Source organism: Roseobacter sp. MH60115, from assembly GCF_015644665.1.
Lineage (GTDB): Bacteria > Pseudomonadota > Alphaproteobacteria > Rhodobacterales > Rhodobacteraceae > Roseobacter.
This window is the reverse complement of the sequence record NZ_JADOBQ010000004.1, coordinates 413,267-429,400: the sequence shown is the minus strand read 5'-3', so window position 1 is coordinate 429,400 and position 16,134 is coordinate 413,267. Positions and strand designations below refer to the sequence as shown.

General features: G+C 61.3%; 15 protein-coding genes. 12 read left to right on the top strand and 3 right to left on the bottom strand.

What is annotated here, in order from left to right:
* The first annotated feature begins 186 nt into the window (after positions 1–186).
* Both ISX84_RS15155 and denD read left to right on the top strand, forming a co-directional pair.
* Complete coding sequence (locus ISX84_RS15155; protein ID WP_195821219.1) at positions 187–1,074, top strand: NAD(P)-dependent oxidoreductase; 888 nt, start codon at positions 187–189, stop codon at positions 1,072–1,074.
* Positions 1,071–2,054 (top strand): D-erythronate dehydrogenase, encoded by a 984-nt coding sequence (gene denD / locus ISX84_RS15150; protein ID WP_195821218.1) that lies wholly within the window; start codon positions 1,071–1,073, stop codon positions 2,052–2,054. The genes ISX84_RS15155 and denD overlap by 4 nt, the downstream gene beginning before the upstream one ends.
* Here the strand turns inward: denD and ISX84_RS15145 are convergent.
* Complete coding sequence (locus ISX84_RS15145; RefSeq protein WP_195821217.1) at positions 2,018–2,707, bottom strand: GntR family transcriptional regulator; 690 nt, start codon at positions 2,705–2,707, stop codon at positions 2,018–2,020. The genes denD and ISX84_RS15145 overlap by 37 nt on opposite strands.
* A 190-nt stretch (positions 2,708–2,897) precedes the next feature.
* Between ISX84_RS15145 and ISX84_RS15140 the strand changes: the two genes are divergently transcribed.
* The 10 genes from ISX84_RS15140 (at position 2,898) to ISX84_RS15095 (ending at position 13,555) form a co-directional block, all read left to right on the top strand.
* Complete coding sequence (locus ISX84_RS15140) at positions 2,898–3,920, top strand: TRAP transporter substrate-binding protein (RefSeq protein WP_195821216.1); 1,023 nt, start codon at positions 2,898–2,900, stop codon at positions 3,918–3,920.
* A gap of 93 nt (positions 3,921–4,013) precedes the next feature.
* Positions 4,014–4,913, top strand: coding sequence for a TRAP transporter small permease subunit (locus ISX84_RS15135; protein WP_195821215.1), 900 nt, complete (start codon positions 4,014–4,016; stop codon positions 4,911–4,913).
* Entirely contained in the window at positions 4,913–6,538 is a 1,626-nt protein-coding gene (locus ISX84_RS15130) for a TRAP transporter large permease (RefSeq protein WP_195821214.1), read from the top strand. Before ISX84_RS15135 ends, ISX84_RS15130 begins: the two co-directional genes overlap by 1 nt.
* A gap of 10 nt (positions 6,539–6,548) precedes the next feature.
* Positions 6,549–7,496, top strand: coding sequence for a phytanoyl-CoA dioxygenase family protein (locus tag ISX84_RS15125; RefSeq protein WP_195821213.1), 948 nt, complete (start codon positions 6,549–6,551; stop codon positions 7,494–7,496).
* Positions 7,497–7,505: 9 nt separating this feature from the next.
* On the top strand, positions 7,506–9,014 hold the full coding sequence (locus ISX84_RS15120; RefSeq protein ID WP_195821212.1) for a UxaA family hydrolase: 1,509 nt from the start codon (positions 7,506–7,508) through the stop codon (positions 9,012–9,014).
* Entirely contained in the window at positions 9,011–10,012 is a 1,002-nt protein-coding gene (locus ISX84_RS15115; protein ID WP_195821211.1) for a Gfo/Idh/MocA family protein, read from the top strand. Before ISX84_RS15120 ends, ISX84_RS15115 begins: the two co-directional genes overlap by 4 nt.
* Positions 10,005–10,919, top strand: a complete 915-nt coding sequence (locus ISX84_RS15110; RefSeq protein WP_195821210.1) for a phytanoyl-CoA dioxygenase family protein — start codon at positions 10,005–10,007, stop codon at positions 10,917–10,919. Before ISX84_RS15115 ends, ISX84_RS15110 begins: the two co-directional genes overlap by 8 nt.
* A complete protein-coding gene (locus ISX84_RS15105; RefSeq protein ID WP_195821209.1) occupies positions 10,916–11,803 on the top strand; it encodes an NAD(P)-dependent oxidoreductase in 888 nt (295 codons plus the stop codon). Before ISX84_RS15110 ends, ISX84_RS15105 begins: the two co-directional genes overlap by 4 nt.
* A 1-nt stretch (position 11,804) precedes the next feature.
* Positions 11,805–12,686 carry a DMT family transporter gene (locus ISX84_RS15100; protein WP_195821208.1) on the top strand — a complete coding sequence of 294 codons (882 nt, stop codon included), beginning with the start codon at positions 11,805–11,807 and terminating at the stop codon, positions 12,684–12,686.
* Positions 12,683–13,555: a sugar kinase gene (locus tag ISX84_RS15095; protein WP_195821207.1), complete on the top strand. Its 873-nt coding sequence runs from the start codon at positions 12,683–12,685 to the stop codon at positions 13,553–13,555. Before ISX84_RS15100 ends, ISX84_RS15095 begins: the two co-directional genes overlap by 4 nt.
* Here ISX84_RS15095 and ISX84_RS15090 read toward each other — a convergent pair.
* A complete protein-coding gene (locus ISX84_RS15090) occupies positions 13,542–14,759 on the bottom strand; it encodes a mannitol dehydrogenase family protein (RefSeq protein ID WP_195821206.1) in 1,218 nt (405 codons plus the stop codon). The genes ISX84_RS15095 and ISX84_RS15090 overlap by 14 nt on opposite strands.
* Positions 14,759–16,120 (bottom strand): glucuronate isomerase, encoded by a 1,362-nt coding sequence (gene uxaC, locus ISX84_RS15085; protein ID WP_326838742.1) that lies wholly within the window; start codon positions 16,118–16,120, stop codon positions 14,759–14,761. Before uxaC ends, ISX84_RS15090 begins: the two co-directional genes overlap by 1 nt.
* Positions 16,121–16,134 lie beyond the last annotated feature (14 nt).

The following is a 16,134-nucleotide window of genomic DNA, read 5'->3' as shown; positions in this document are numbered from 1 at the left end:
CCCCGTAGCGCTTGCGGCCGGCTCTCCACACCGGGTGATCCACCCTTGGCCGCAGCACAAATTTTGCCGTCTTCATCAAAAAACCACCGGACGGGCTGGTCCAATGGCTGGTTTTCGTTAGCGTATGACAACAGCGCCAGTTTGGCTACTGCTTTGGAAAACGGATCAAGGGGGATGTCCGGCACCATGACCACATCGCGAAAAATCACGCTGATCGGAACGGGGCTGATGGGTGTCCCGATGAGCCGCAATCTGCTCAAGGCGGGGCATGACCTCACCGTCTGGAACCGCACCCTGGCCCGGGCCGAACCTCTCGCCAACGATGGCGCCACCGTGGCACCCGATGCCATGACCGCCATCACCGGGGCGGAATTCATCATCACCATGCTCTCGGACGGTTTTGCCTCCGGCGCCGTGATCGAAGAGGCGCTGGCCGCAAGGGCACTCAGCCCCGGGGCAGTCTGGATCGACATGTCCAGTGCCAAGCCGGAACATGCGCGCGCCCAGGCCAAGCTACTCGAAAGCCTCGGCTTCGCGCACCTTGATGCGCCGGTGTCAGGCGGGACCAAAGGGGCGGAGGCCGCCAGCCTCGCCATCATGGTCGGCGGCAAGGCGGATACGTATCAAACCGCCCGCGCCATCTTGGAGGCCATGGGCCGACCCGTTCACGTGGGCCCCTCGGGGGCAGGACAACTGTCGAAACTCGCCAATCAGACCATCGTCGCCGTCACCATCAGCGCCGTGGCCGAGGCCATGCTGCTCGCTGAACAGGGCGGCGCCGACCCGGCAGCGGTGCGCGCCGCGCTCAAGGGCGGCTTCGCCGACAGCGTGATCCTGCAACAGCATGGCGAACGTATGACGACAGGGAATTTCGAGCCCGGCGGGCTGACCAAGTTTCAGGTCAAGGACCTCAACAACACCCTGGACGAAGCCGCAAGCCTTGGCCTTACGCTGCCCGCCACGGAAAGCGTGCGGGACAGGTTTCAGCATTTCATCGACGCCATGGATGGCGCGGAGAAGGACCATTCAGGGCTTTACCTCGAACTGAAAGCCAGAAACGGATTAAGCACATGACCCGCGTTCTGATCATCGGTGGCGGCGGCATGGTTGGCCAGAAACTGTTGGCGCGGTTGCTGTCTGAAGGCCTGCAGGGCCACGACACGCTGGATATCTCGCTGTTTGACATCGGCTTTCCGCCCAGCTGCCCCGAGGGGCCTGCGCAGATCACCGGCAATCTCACCGACCCTGCAAAGATCGACCAGCTCGCCGGTCTGCGGCCCGATCTGATCTATCATCTGGCTGCCATTGTTTCAGGCGAATCCGAGACCGATTTCGACAAGGGCTGGGCCACCAACATGATGGCCATGTGGCATCTGCTGGAGGCCCTGCGCGGCGAACATGACGCAAGCGGTGGCGCGTATGTGCCGCGCGTGATCTTCACCTCTTCCATCGCGGTTTTTGGCGCGCCCTTCCCGGACAAGATCGGCGACGAATTCCTCTGCTCTCCGCAAACCAGTTATGGTGCGCAAAAGGCCATCTCCGAACTGATGCTGCAGGACTTCAGCCGCAAGGGCTTCATGGACGGCATGTCGCTGCGACTGCCCACAATCTGTGTTCGCCCCGGCAAAGCCAACTTGGCGGCCTCCTCCTTCTTTTCCGGGATCATCCGCGAACCGCTCAACGGGGTCGAGGCGGTGCTCCCGGTGCCGGATACGGTACGGCACTGGCACGCGTCGCCGCGTGCCGCCGCCGGTTTCCTTATCCATGCTGCAACCCTCGACACCGCGCGGCTCGAAGGCCGTCGCGCGCTCAGCCTGCCGGGGCTCAGCTGCACCGTGGCCGAGCAGATCGAAGCGTTGCGCCGCGTCGCAGGTCAAAAGGCGGTCGATCTGATCAAGCCGCAACCAGATGAGGCCATCATGAAGATCGTCGCGGGCTGGCCGCGCAACTTCGACCCGGCCCGCGCCACGGCGCTTGGCTTCAAAGCAGAGAACAGTTTTGACGAAATCGTACAGACCTATATCGCGGAGGATTTACCGAAGGCATCAGGGTAGGATTTGCGGGGCAGGGGCCGTGTCAGATTGCGCGCCAGGTGGTCATTCACACAGACGCGCATCAGATCCTCATTGCGCTGCAAAGCGGCATCCAGAATCGCCTGATGCTCGCGGATATTCTCCGGAAAATACCCGTAATTTGTCTCTGCAGAGACCAGCTGTTGCCGAAACTGTTCGTAAATTACCACATGCGTACGCTTTAACAGTCCAGACCCGCAGGCGTCGATCAACGTCTCGTGGAATTCCTGCTCCGCCCGGCTCCAGAGCCCCAGCAGGGGAATCAGATCGCCCGATGAGCGCACCCTGGTTTCGATGTGAGACAACTTGTGGTGGGCCGCCGTCAGACGGGATTCCCATTCGACGCCCCCCAAGCGTATCGACAGGCACGCGCCTTCCGTCTCCAGCAAAATCCGCATGTGGGTCAACTCATGCTGTCGCTCAACTGACTGATATGGTGATCTAAATCCGCGCTGCTCCTGAAAATCCACCAACCCGACCGTGGACAGCCGAAACAGGACTTCCCGCACCGTACTGGCCGAGCAATTGTAATCTTGACGTAGCTTTTCCGCGCGCAGTTTGGTACCATATCCAAATTCGCCGGTGATCAGCCGGTGACGCATATCGTCGAAAATATCGGCATCCTGCGCGGCCATGTGAAGTCTCCCAGTCTCCTTCCAGCGTTACGCCCAAAATTTCGAAAATCAAAGAAAATATCGAAATTCGGGAAAAATAAAATATTTTCTTGCTTGAAGCGCCTGCCTCAGCCTAACGTTTCGTTAGCGTAATCACGACCGGGGCGTTCAAGTCCCGAAATTTAGTGCGCTCAACGTCTGGGAGGACAAAATGAAAATGATGAAAAAGGCGGCCACAGTCGCCGCTGTAGCAGCCTTTGCTGCGTCGACTGCGCTGACCGCGTCGGCAGAAACAAGCAATCTTCGCATTCAAACACATTATGCGCCTGAAACGGTTTCGGGCAAACTGGCAGCACAATACGTGCAGGACATTCAGGACATGTCGAACGGCGAGATCGCTGTCGAAATGTTCTACTCATCCTCGGTCGTGAAATCGGTTGAGACCTTCGATGCCGCCTCCACGGGCATTCTCGACTGCGACATGACGGGTGGTGGATATCAGACCGGCAAGAACTCCGCCTTCCAGTTCGTCGGCGACATCATGGGTGGCTACGACACACCATATCAACAGCTGAGCTGGCTCTATTTCGGTGGCGGTCGTGAAGCAGCGGCACCGCTCTACAACAAATACGGCATGGAGCTGATCGGCTGGTGGGTCTACGGGCAGGAGAGCTTTGCCTCCTCCAAGCCCATCGCCAAGGTGGCAGACTTCAAAGACTGGAAATTCCGCTCGCCCCCCGGCATGGAAACCAAGATCTTCGAAAAGCTGGGCGCCTCGCCCATCGTGATGGACTTCACCGAGATCTTCACCGCACTTGAAACCGGCATCATCGACGGCGCGGACGCGTCGGGCCTCGCCAACAACGTGGGCCTGGGTCTCTATGACATCGTGAAATATGCCAACTTCCCCGGCTTCCACTCGATGCCGTCGGATCACCTGGCGTGCAACAAGGCCGTATTTGACGCGATGCCGGCGCACCACCAGAAGATCATGAAAGTGGCGATGGAAGCGCTGGCCCTGCGCACCGCGCTGACGTTCGAGAAGAAGAACGCCGAAGCGGCTGCTCAGCTGCGTGAGCAAGGAGTGACCCTGTCGCAGTGGGCACCTGAAGAGCTGGCGAAGTTCCGTGCAGCAGCACAGGCCACATGGCCTGAGTTCGCCGACACACCGGAAGCCAAGGCGCTTGTCGAAAGCCACCTGGCCTATCTGGAGCAGCTTGGCCTCAAGCAGTAAGCTGGCCTGAAACCGGACCCCGCCTGCCAAGGGCGGGGTCTTTTTTGTCTCTGGCCGGGGCAATCACCAACAATCGGCCGCTGGGGGAGAACCATGCAGGAAAAATCCGGAAGCCTTATCGAATGGCTTGTACCGCTCGCCTTCATCGTCTGTGCTGCGTGGCTGACATGGCATCTTCCCGCCTTTACGCTCTCGTGGTTTCCCCCCGAGGATCCATCGCAATTTGACAAGCTCAGCGCGCTTTTCGGACGCATCGACGTGACGCCCGAAATGGGCGGGCTTTTTGGCGGTTACGCCGACATGGTGGATTGGATCACGCTGCTGCTCTTGCCGATCTTCGGCTTCATCGGTGTGCGCACTGTCCGCCGCGCGCCCATGGAATTCGAAAGCTGGCGACCGCTGGACCGCCTTGCCGTTTTCATCGGGCGGCTGACCATGATGCTGATTGTCCTGCTCTGCTCTGTGATGATCTACGAGGTGGTGTTGCGTTATGTCTTCGAGGCGCCAACCCTCTGGGCCAATGAACTCTCGCTCTGGCTGGCTGGTTTCGTTTTTCTCTGCGCCGGGCTCTACGCCATGCAGCAACGCAGCCACATTCGCATCTTTCTGCTCTATGACATGCTGCCCCGCGCCTTGCAGCGCACTTGCGACTGCATCTCCACGCTGCTGATCGTGACCTTCGCCTTCTTCCTCGTTTATGGCGGCTACGGCGAGGCCTTCGACAAGTTTTACCGGTGGGAAACATTCGGAACCGCCTTTGACCCGCCCATTCCGGCCACGCTGAAACCCATGGTCTTGCTGGTGATCGTGCTTGTGGCTTTTCAGGCCGTTGTCAATCTGGTCTCCGACTGGAACGCCGAGCCGGTGATCCATACCGCTGCCGACGACATCGACCAAGACGAGTTGGAGCGGATCAAGGCCGCCGTCGGCGCGGACGGCACCGGCGACCTCGACGTCACACGCGGCAGCATTCAGTCCAAAGGATCCAACTGATGGATATCGGTACAATTTCACTGGTCCTCATGCTGGGCCTGATCCTTTTGCTGGCCATCGGCATGCCGCTGGGCTTTGCCTCTGCCATCCTCGCCGTTCTGGTGCTGGTGATGAAGTTCGAACCCGCGTTACTGACCGCGCCCTGGACCTTTGGCGACGGCATTCTGACCGGCAGGCCCGGTGCGGGGCCGCTCAACATTCTCGCGCAGAAAATATACGGGCTCTTAACGGACTATGTCCTCATATCCATTCCGCTTTTCATCTTCATGGCGGCCTTGCTGGAACGTTCGGGCATTGCCAAGGATATGTATTCCTCGCTGAACGTCTGGCTGAACCGCACCCGCGGCGGCATCGCCATCGTAACCTCGATCATGGCGGTGATCATGGCCGCGATGTCCGGCATCATTGGCGGCGAAGTGGTGCTGCTGGGTCTGATCGCCCTGCCGCAGATGCTGCGCCTGGGCTACAGCCAGAACCTCGCCATCGGCACCATCTGCGCCTCCGGTTCGCTCGGCACCATGATCCCGCCCTCCATTGTTCTGATCATCTACGGGCTGATCACGGAAACCTCGATCAAGGCGCTCTTCACCGCCTCCTTCCTGCCCGGCTTCATGCTGGCCAGTTTCATCATCCTCTACATCATCATCCGCACCCAGCTGCGTCCGCAGGATGCGCCGCTCCCCGACCCTGTTGAGGGTGAGCCCTATGGCATGGAGAAAGCCAAACTCTTCCTCGCCTTCCTTTGTGTCCTGGTTGCGGGCTTTGGCACGGCACTCTTCCTGCGGGCTCTTTTCTTTGAGCTCTCCGGCCAGAACGCGGGCAATACCGGGGCCGCCATCGCCTATGGCACCGCCGACTGGCTGCCATGGTTCGGCGGGGCCGTGGCGCTGTCTTTCGTGATGATGTTCGCGGTTCTGGGCAAGGCGCGCACGGCCCTGGGCTGGTCGATGGGCAAGGGTCTCGTGCCGCCCATCGTCGTCATCGGCGTTGTCATGGGTTCGATTTACGGCGGTATCACCGGCATCACCGAAGCGGCGGGCATGGGCGCGCTGGCCGTTCTGGTGATCGCCATCTGCCGGGGGGAGGCATCGTTCGAGCTGGTCTGGGACAGCCTCATGCGCACGTTGAAATCCACCGGAACCATCATCTGGGTGACCATCGGGGCCGCGGCCCTCGCGGGTGCCTACACCATCGCGGGCGGGCCAGTTTATGTCGCCGATTTTATCGTCGGCTCCGATCTGCCAACCATGGGGATCATCCTCGCAATGATGGTAATTTTGCTCTTCATGGGGGCCTTCATGGATTGGGTCGGCATCGTGCTGCTGATCATCCCGGTCTTCCTGCCCATCGTGCAGCGCCTTCCCATCGAGGAAATCGGCGTCTTTGGCGAGCTGAACCCCCGCCATGTGGCGATCTGGTTCGGCGTGGTCTTTTGTATGAACATGCAGGTGAGTTTTCTCAGTCCGCCCTTTGGCCCTGCCGCCTTCTACCTGAAATCCGTGGCACCGCCGCACATCAGCCTGACGGATATCTTCAAAGGGTTCCTGCCCTTTATCGGTATCCAGCTTTGTGCCCTGTCGGTGCTGCTGATCTGGCCTCCGATCGTCTCATTGCTCTTACCCTGAGGAATGTAAAATGCTGACCTATGCCCAACGTCGTGCCTTTGCCACCGATGGCTATCTGGTGGTGGAAGACGTGGTGCCGCAAGAGGTCAGGGCGCAGGTTGAAGGCGAATATGCCGCGCTGCTGGACAGCCTGTGCGACGGTTGGGTCGCAGATGGCCTGCTGCCACAGGAGGTCATGCAGCAGGATTTCTGGCAAAAACTGCTGAACGCCTATGAGGCCGGATGTGATTGGTTCCAACCGATGGACATCAGCTTACCGGGGGATGAGATTACTGCAGACACGCCGATGCATTTCGGCCCAGCGGTCTTTGACCTCGTGACTTGCCACGCCATTCTGGACGTTGTCGAGGCCCTGATCGGGCCTGAGATCACGTCAAACCCGATCCAGCATCTGCGGATCAAACCGCCCCGTCCTGCACTTCAGGAAAGTGAAATCCGCGCCCATATCACCCAGACGGACTGGCATCAGGATCGTGGTGTCGGTCTGGAAGAAGCCGACCAGACAGAGATGGTTACCGTGTGGATCGCCATGACGGACGCGACGGAGGAAAACGGATGCCTGCAGGTCATGCCGGGCACACCCGACACCATGCTGCCACACTGCCCAAAGACCCAGACCGCCATCGCTGATGGGTTCATCGACCCCGCGCAGGCCCTGCCCCTGCCCGTCCGTGCAGGAGGCATCGTGCTGCTGCATCCGCTCACGCCACATGCCTCGCTGCCCAATGGCACCGATGCCTTCCGCTGGTCCTTTGATCTGCGCTACAATGTAACCGGCCAACCCACCGGCCGCGCGCATTTTCCCGATTTCGTCGCCCGCAGCGCCGCACGGCCGGAGACGGCCTTGACCGACTGGCGTACATGGCGGCAGATGTGGGAAGAGACCCGGGCAGAGCTTGCCGGCGGGGCTCATATCCCGATCCATCGCTGGCAAAGCGATGCCCCCTTCTGCGCCTGAGGAGCTGTCATGGACATCGTCCGTCTTGATCCCGCCGATAACGTTGTGACCGCCACCCGCGCGCTGGAGGTCGGTGTGGCCTTCGAAAGTGTTACCACCCGCGCGCTGATCCCCTCAGGGCACAAGATCGCAACCCGGGACATCGCCAAGGGGGAGGCCATTCGCAAATACGCGCAGGTGATCGGCTACGCGGCGGATGACATTGCGGCGGGCGATAACGTGCACACGCAGAACGTCGAATTCCGCAATACCCAAGCCGATTACGACTATGCCACCGACCTGCGCCCGGTCACGCCCGTGCCCGAAGACCAGCGCGACAGTTTCATGGGGTATCGGCGGGAAAACGGCCAGGTGGGCACGCGCAATTACATCGCCATTGTGACCTCGGTGAATTGTTCCGCCACCGCCGCGCGGATGATTGCCGCGCATTTCACGCCCGAGGTGCTGGCCGATTATCCCAATGTGGATGGGGTCGTTGCCTTTGTGCATGGCACGGGCTGCGGCATGGCCGATGCCGGGGACGGGTTCGAGGCGCTGCAACGTGTGATGTGGGGTTATGCGCGCCACCCCAACCATGCCGCCGTGCTGATGGTGGGGCTGGGGTGTGAGATCAACCAGATCGACTGGCTGCTTGATGCTTATGGCCTGAAACAGGGTCCAAGCTTTCAAGTGATGAACATCCAATCCGTGGCCGGGCTGCGCAAAACCGTCGAGATGGGCATCGGCAAGATCACCGCCATGTTGCCGCTGGCCAATCAGGCCACGCGCGAACCCTGCCCGGCCTCGGAGCTTAAGGTGGCCCTGCAATGCGGTGGCTCTGACGCCTGGTCCGGCATCACCGCCAACCCTGCCCTGGGTTACGCCTGCGATCTGCTGGCGGCCCAAGGGGGCACCGGCGTGTTGGCCGAAACGCCCGAAATCTACGGCGCGGAACACCTGCTCACCCGCCGCGCCGCCGACCGCGTGATCGGTGAAAAACTGGTGGGCCTCATCCACTGGTGGGAGGATTACACCGCCCGCAACAAGGGCTCGATGGACAACAACCCCTCCCCCGGCAACAAGGCTGGTGGTCTGACCACCATCCTCGAAAAATCACTGGGCGCTGCCGCCAAAGGCGGCACAAGCCCCTTGATGGGCGTCTACAAATACGCCGAACCCGTCACAGCACGCGGTTTCACCTTCATGGACAGCCCCGGATACGATCCGGCCAGCGTCACCGGTCAGATCGCCGGAGGCTGCAATCTGGTGTGTTTCACCACCGGGCGCGGCTCCGCCTTTGGCTCCAAACCCAGCCCGACCATCAAGGTCGCGACAAATTCACAGATGGCCCAGCGCATGGCAGATGACATGGACGTGGACGCGGGCACGATCCTCTCCCAAGGGACCACGGTCGAGGAGAAGGGGCGCGAAATCTACAACCTCTTCCTGAAGGTCGCCAGTGGCGAGATGACCAAGTCCGAAGCTCAGGGCCTGGGCGATTATGAATTCGTTCCCTGGCAGATCGGGGCAGTGATGTGAAACGCATCCTTGTCGTTGGGGGAGGTCTGATCGGCATTCGGCACGTCGGGGCGGCGCAGGCTCATCCGGGCTGCCACCTCGTCGGGCTGGCTGATCCGGACATGTCTCTTGCACCGAATGTCCCGCGCTTTGCCGATATGGCGGAGGTGACGGACCCGGTGGATGGCGTCATCATCGCAACACCCACGGACCTGCACGCCCGCCACGGCACCCACGCCGCCAAACGCGGATGGCACATGCTGATCGAAAAGCCCGTTGCGGGCGATCTGACAGGTGCGCAGGCCCTGCGCGACGCCGTGGCGCGCGCCGGTGTCGGTTCTCTTGTCGGGCACCACCGCCGCTATCATGCCGCCGTGCAACAGCTCAAAGCCATGATCGCGGCGGGGACCGTCGGCCGGGTGGTCTGTGCCAATCTGATCTGGGCGATGCGTAAACCGGATGATTATTTTGCCGGGAACTGGCGAGCTGCGGGCGGCAGCCCGGTGATGATCAATCTGGTGCATGACATCGACATCCTGCGGTTTGTCGTTGGCGAGATCGCGGCGGTTTCCGCCCTGCGGGGCGCGGGGCTGCGCGGCGATACCCGCATTGAAAGCGGCGCGGTGGCACTGGCCTTTGAGAACGGCGCCACCGGCACCATCAGCTTTGCCGACACCAGTCCCAGCCCCTGGGGGTTCGAGGCAGGCACGGGGGAGAACCCCAACATCGGCACCACCGGGCAGGATATGATGTGGATCATGGGCACCGAAGGAGCGGTCAGCTTTCCGTCCATGACGCTCTGGTCCGGCACCGATTGGGGGCAACCCGCGCAACGGGTGCCCGTTCAAAAGGCGGAAAATGCAAAGACCCCGTTGGAAGCCCAGCTGGATCATTTTCTCGACGTGATCGACGGAGCCGAACCGCTGATCGATGTCGCCGATGCCACGCGCACCCTTGATGTCGCCCTGCAGATCGAAGGGCAATTGGCCAGCACAGTCAAAGGAGCCATCTATGCCTGAAGTTCTCACGGCGGATCATATCGCGCATTATCAAGAGCAGGGCTACCTTGTTCTGGAAAACCAGATCCCCGCGGCATGGCTCGCCCGTATCCACGCCGAAATCGCAAGGTTCGAGGATGAGGCACGCGGGATGACGGCCAGCAACGACCGGCTCGATCTGGAAGACAGCCACCAGCCCGACGCGCCTCGCTTGCGGCGGATCAAGCTGCCGCATCTGATCTCGGATGTCATGCGGGAGTTGATGTATTCCGATCATATCCTTGGTCCCGCGCGCGATCTGGCCGGGCCTGACCTGCGACTGCACACGACCAAGCTGAACATGAAATCGGCAGGCTATGGCGCCGCCGTCGAGTGGCATCAGGACTATGCGTTTTACCCGCATACGAATGACGACATCCTCGCCATCGGCGTGTTGATCGACGATATGGCCAGCGAAAATGGCCCACTGATGGTCTACCCCGGCTCTCACAGAGGGCCGGTCTATGACCACCACGTGGACGGTGTTTTTGCGGGCGCGATGCTGCCGGAAGAAAACGGGCTCGACCCGAAGGACGCGGTGGAACTGACCGGCCCTGCGGGATCAATCAGCATCCACCATGGGCGCATCGTGCATGGTTCAGCGCTAAACACATCTGACCGCGCCCGGCGCATTCTGTTTTACGAGATGATGGCGGCGGATGCCTTTCCGATCATGGGGTCGATGACCCGCTGGGAGGGGATCAAGGATTATGACACCCGCATGCTCTGCGGCAACACCACGCTGAACCCACGGCTCAAGGATATTCCGGTGCGCATTCCGCAGCCGCAACCGGATGTGCCGATCTCCATCTACGAAATCCAGAAAGGCCTGAAGAAACGGGCCTTTGACACCATTTCAGAACCAAAAGACGTAAAGGACAGGACATGACACACCCCACAATCGGATTCATCGGGCTTGGGCTGATGGGCGCAGCCATGGTCGGGCGCCTGCAGGACAAGGGCTATGGCATGACGGTCACCGCCAACCGCTCCCGTCCGAACATTGATGCCGCCGTGGCGCGCGGGGCCAGCGAAGTCGCAACGGCACGCGATGTGGCAGCGGCCAGCGATATCGTCATGCTTTGCATGGACACCAGCGACAGCGTGGAAAGCCGGATGCGCGGGGCAGACGGGGTGATCGCGGGCCTGAAACCGGGGGCTGTGGTGATCGACTTCGGCACCTCGCTGCCCGGCAGCACCCGCGCCCTTGGCGCAGAGGTCGCGGAGGCAGGTGGCACCTACATGGACGCGCCGCTGGGTCGCACGCCCAGCCACGCCAAGGACGGGTTGCTGAACATCATGGCGGCGGGCGACAAGGCGGCCTTTGACAAGGTGGAACCGGTCCTAAAGGACCTGGGCGAAAACGTCTTTCACCTCGGCACCCTCGGGTCGGGCCATACGATCAAGCTGATGAACAACTTCTTTGGCATGACCGTCGCCAATGCCATGGCCGAAGCCTTTGCCATGGCGGATGTCGCGGGCATCGACCGTCAGCAGCTTTATGATGTGATGGCCGCCGGGCCGCTGCATTCCGGCATGATGGACTTCGTCTCAGGCTACGGCCTCAAGGGTGATCCGAACCAGCTGGCCTTTGCCATCAGGAACGCCGCCAAGGACGTGGGCTACTATGCCCGGATGGCCGAAGAGGCCGGCGTCGACAGCATCATGTCGAAATGCGCGCTCAGCGCCTTGCGCGAAGCCACCGAAACCGGCCACGGCGACAACATGGTCAGCCAGATGATCGATTTCTACGCCAGCAAGATGGGCAAGTAGCATGGCAGTGGCCGCGCGCCTGATCGAGGATCGCCCACATTTTGGCATCCTCCTGATGCTGGGCGCGTGGTTCCTGTTTTCACTGGTGGACACCAGCGCCAAATGGCTGGTGATCGCCGGGTTTTCGGCGTTTCAACTGGCCTTCATGCGCTATGCCGGGCACTTCGTGATCTCTCTGGCGCTGATTGCCCGTGGCGGGGTCACCCGGGACCGCTTTCAAACCACGCATATGTGGCAGGTGGTCAGCCGCGCCATGCTGCTGATCATCGCCACCCTGTCGAATTTCTACGCGCTGAATTTCCTGCCGCTGACCGTCACCTCGGCGATCATGTTCTCCAGCCCCGTTATCGTCTGCGCCCTGTCGGGACCTCTGCTCGGCGAGCGGGTGGGCCCGTGGCGGTGGTTCGCGATCCTGCTGGGATTTGCGGGTGTGCTGGTTGTCATCCGCCCCTTTGGCGAGGCCTTTCACATCGCGATGCTGCTGCCGCTGTTCAACTCGCTCAGCCTTGCGCTCTATTCGATCATGACGCGGAAACTGGCAGGCGTGGTCGCCACCGAAACGATGCAGTTCTACATGGGCGCGCTTGGCACCGCCGTGATGCTGCCCATGGCCGTCTGGGTGTGGCAGTGGCCGGAAACCCTTGCCGATTGGTTGATCCTGATCGGGCTGGGCGTCTTTGGCTGGGCGGGTCACCAACTGCTGACCAACGCCCACCGCTTCGGGTCGGCCAACACGCTGATGCCCTATACCTATTCCTTCATGATCTACCTGTCACTTCTGAGCTATCTGGTCTTTGATCACCTGCCTGACCGATGGACAATCCTCGGCGCATTGATCATCGTGGTCTCCGGTCTGATCATCTGGAAGAGGGAACAGCGATGACACGCGTGGCCTGTATCGGCGAAGCAATGATTGAACTGTCGATGCGCGGCAGCACGGCAAATGTAGGCGTGGCCGGGGATACCCTCAACACCGCGATCTATCTCAAAAGGGCCGCACCTGATCTGCAGGTCGACTATGTAACCTGTCTGGGGGATGATCCTTTCTCCGGTCAGATACGCGATTTCATCGCCGCGCAAGACATTGGCTGTGGGGCAATCCAGACAATCGCAGGCAAATCCCCCGGCCTTTATGCGATCACCACCACCGATGATGGCGAACGTTCCTTCACCTATTGGCGCAGCACATCCGCCGCGCGCGAGATGTTCCAGACCGGCGATACATGTGATTTCTCGCCACTCTCCGACTACGATCTTGTCTATCTTTCCGGGATCACCATGGCGATCCTGCCGCCGCATGTCCGACAAGCGCTGATCCGCTGGCTGGAGAGCGCATCGATCCGCGTCGCCTACGACAGCAATTACCGGCCCAAGCTTTGGGAAGATCAGCAGATCGCGCAGGATGCCACCCAGGCCATGTGGGCGCGCTGCGACATTCCCATGCCGTCCATTGATGATGAGATGGCGCTCTTTGGTGAAACCGACACGCAGGTCGCCGCGCGGTTTGACACCTATCAGGGGACCGGAGCGCTGAAACGCGGTGATCTTGGGCCCGTGTCACTGGGTGAGCCGGTGGAGCAAGCCTATGACGCCGCTCCAAAGGTGGTCGATACAACTGCGGCAGGCGACAGTTTCAACGGCGGCTATCTGGGTGCCGTGCTGACCGGCAGCACACAGGCGGACGCTCTGCGTGCAGGCCACGACTGCGCCGCGCGCGTGGTGCAGCACCGGGGCGCGATCATCCCAAAATAGCCTGCGATAGATCATCCGCGCCGATCAGCTGTAGCAGCGCGTCGTCGGCTTTGCCCGTGCGGATGATCTCGGCAATCTGCACCGCCAGCGGGTCTTGCAGATCCCGCCCCTCCGCCACTTCCTGACGGCAGAATGTGATCCATGCGCGGACACCAGACGCCAGAGCAGGCGCGGGATGCCCCTGCTCCTGTAAGCCACGGATGCTGTCGATCATCCGGTAGGGCAGCTTCTGGCTGCCATCCATCGCGATCTGCCGCAGGCTGTGGTTGATGTGCGGATTGTCGAACCGCGCAATCAGCGCGTCGGCATATGCCGGTGCCAAGGCCTGCATGTCCGGCGTCAGGGTCCGGGCGGCTTCTGCCATGATATCCCGCGCCGCCTGCCGCAGGGTCGGATCACCCATCGCCTCATGCACATAGGTATGCCCCGCCAGCGTCCCGGCATAGGCGAGCATCGAATGCGCCGCGTTCAGCATCCGCAGTTTGCGCATCTCATGCGGTGCCACATCATCGGTGAATTGCACATCCGGCCAATCGGGGCGGGGACCAGCAAAGCTATCCTCGATCACCCATTCCCGGAACGGTTCGGTCGGCACCGCCATCGGATCACCGGTCGCATCACACAGGGCCTGCGACGTGGCGGGCGTGATCCGGTCCACCATGCTGTTGGGAAAACTGGCTTGCGTCCAGTCAATGCTGAGCCCTGCACGCGCGGCAAACTCTGAAACAGCCGCGCGCAACACATCACCATTGGCCGCGCGGTTGTCACAGCTCAGCACGGTCACCGGTGCCAGCCGCTCGGCCAACCCGCGCGCGAGAAAGCCGATCACCGTGCGCGGGTCGCCACCAGCCAGATCGCCCGCAATCAAGGGATCGGCGACATCCAATTGATTGTCCGATGTCAGATGGTAGCCCTTTTCCGTCACCGTGATTGAGATGATCTGAACGTCAGGTGCCGCGATCTCCTGCAAGACGGCGCGCGGGTGTTCCGGCGCGACCAGCACGTGCTCGAAAACGGTGATCGGTTTGACCGCCTGCCCCTGAATGGCGAGACCATAGCGATAGTCCTGCGCCCGCAGCCCGTCACGGACAGTCGCAGACCGCAGGCTGACCCCGGTGATCCGCCAGCCGCCAGCGTCCTGTGTGTAGTCGGCCAGATGGGCACGACAGAAGTTGCCGACCCCGATGTGCAAAATCCGTCCCATCAGCGATCCAGCCGATAGGTGTTTCGCGCCAGATCGGTCGCCAGCAAGGGTGCCAGCATGCGTGCATCGCTCAGGTCAAAGGCGCCGCGCGCCACCTGCCCTGCCAGATGCACCGCGACACCGCGACGCCACAGATCATGCCGCGCCGGGATCGACAGAAACGCCCGCGTGTCATCATTGAATCCGGCCAGATTGTAGTATCCCGCTGTCTCCACCACCTGGTCAAAATAGCGCGCAATACCCGCCGGGCTGTCATGGAACCACCAGGGCGGACCAATCCGCAGGCAGGGCCAATGCCCGGCCATCGGGGCCAGTTCCCGGGCATAGGTGGTCTCGTCCAGCGTGAAGAGGATCAGGGTGAAATCGGGTGTGTTCCCCACCCGGTTCAATAGCGGCTCCAACCCGCGCACCCAATCCACGGCAATAGGAATATCCGCGCCCTTGTCACGGCCAAACTGATCCATAACAGCGGCATTGGTATTTCGCCTGCTGCCGCCGTGGATCTGCATGACCAACCCGTCCTCAACAGACATCTGCGCCATCTCGATCAGCATGTGACCGTAAAAGGCCCGCGCATCGTCGTCTGACCCCATGCCCTTGCGCAGCCGCTGATAGATCCCTTCGGGATCCTCCAGCCATTCGGTATGGACCGCTTCGATCGCATGATCGGTTGCCGTGGCTCCCATCGCCTTGAAAAAGGCGCGGCGGGCGCGCAGGGCGGCAAGGAAACCGTCAAAGCTGCTCACGTCCTCTCCCGTGCGCATGGCAAGACGGGCCAGATTTTTCGCGAAATCCGGGTCGCTGGGGTCAAGCACCGAATCCGGGCGAAAGGTTGGGATCACCCGCCCGTTCCAGTCGCTGTCAGTGATGGCCTGATGATGCGCCAGATCATCCAGCGCCCCATCCGTCGTCGCCAGCACGTCGATCCCGAATTGGTCAAACAGCGCGCGGGGGTGAAAAGCCGGGTCGCCAAGTTTCTCGGCAACCCGGTCGTAAATCTCATCCGCCGTTTCTTCGGACAAGGGCGTCTCAATCCCCAGCGTTTCGGTCAGAACATAGCTCATCCAGAACCTTGAAGGTGTGCCCAGAAACAATGGCCAATGCCGCGCAAACAGCCGGAATATCGCGCGCGGGTCAGCCCCCTTGCCGGGCGCGCCAATGCCGAGATCGGCAAGGCTGACGCCCTGGGAATAGAGCATCCGAAACACATAGTGATCCGGCACGACCAAGAGGGTCGCAGGGTCCGGAAAGGGATCATCCGTCGCAAACCATTCCGGCGCGCAATGCCCATGGGGCGAGACAATCGGCAGACCCCGGATTTCCTCGTAAAGCGTGGCCGCCGTTCCTGTCAGATGTTGCACTGCTGTCCCCCTGA

Coding starts and splice junctions, on each gene's coding strand:
- ISX84_RS15125 (WP_195821213.1), top strand. CDS start 6,549: ATGCTGACCTATGCCCAACGTCGTGCCTTTGCCACCGATGGCTATCTG.
- ISX84_RS15100 (WP_195821208.1), top strand. CDS start 11,805: ATGGCAGTGGCCGCGCGCCTGATCGAGGATCGCCCACATTTTGGCATC.
- ISX84_RS15110 (WP_195821210.1), top strand. CDS start 10,005: ATGCCTGAAGTTCTCACGGCGGATCATATCGCGCATTATCAAGAGCAG.
- ISX84_RS15140 (WP_195821216.1), top strand. CDS start 2,898: ATGAAAATGATGAAAAAGGCGGCCACAGTCGCCGCTGTAGCAGCCTTT.
- ISX84_RS15120 (WP_195821212.1), top strand. CDS start 7,506: ATGGACATCGTCCGTCTTGATCCCGCCGATAACGTTGTGACCGCCACC.
- ISX84_RS15145 (WP_195821217.1), bottom strand. CDS start 2,707: ATGGCCGCGCAGGATGCCGATATTTTCGACGATATGCGTCACCGGCTG.
- ISX84_RS15105 (WP_195821209.1), top strand. CDS start 10,916: ATGACACACCCCACAATCGGATTCATCGGGCTTGGGCTGATGGGCGCA.
- ISX84_RS15135 (WP_195821215.1), top strand. CDS start 4,014: ATGCAGGAAAAATCCGGAAGCCTTATCGAATGGCTTGTACCGCTCGCC.
- denD (WP_195821218.1), top strand. CDS start 1,071: ATGACCCGCGTTCTGATCATCGGTGGCGGCGGCATGGTTGGCCAGAAA.
- ISX84_RS15090 (WP_195821206.1), bottom strand. CDS start 14,759: ATGGGACGGATTTTGCACATCGGGGTCGGCAACTTCTGTCGTGCCCAT.
- ISX84_RS15155 (WP_195821219.1), top strand. CDS start 187: ATGACCACATCGCGAAAAATCACGCTGATCGGAACGGGGCTGATGGGT.
- ISX84_RS15130 (WP_195821214.1), top strand. CDS start 4,913: ATGGATATCGGTACAATTTCACTGGTCCTCATGCTGGGCCTGATCCTT.
- ISX84_RS15095 (WP_195821207.1), top strand. CDS start 12,683: ATGACACGCGTGGCCTGTATCGGCGAAGCAATGATTGAACTGTCGATG.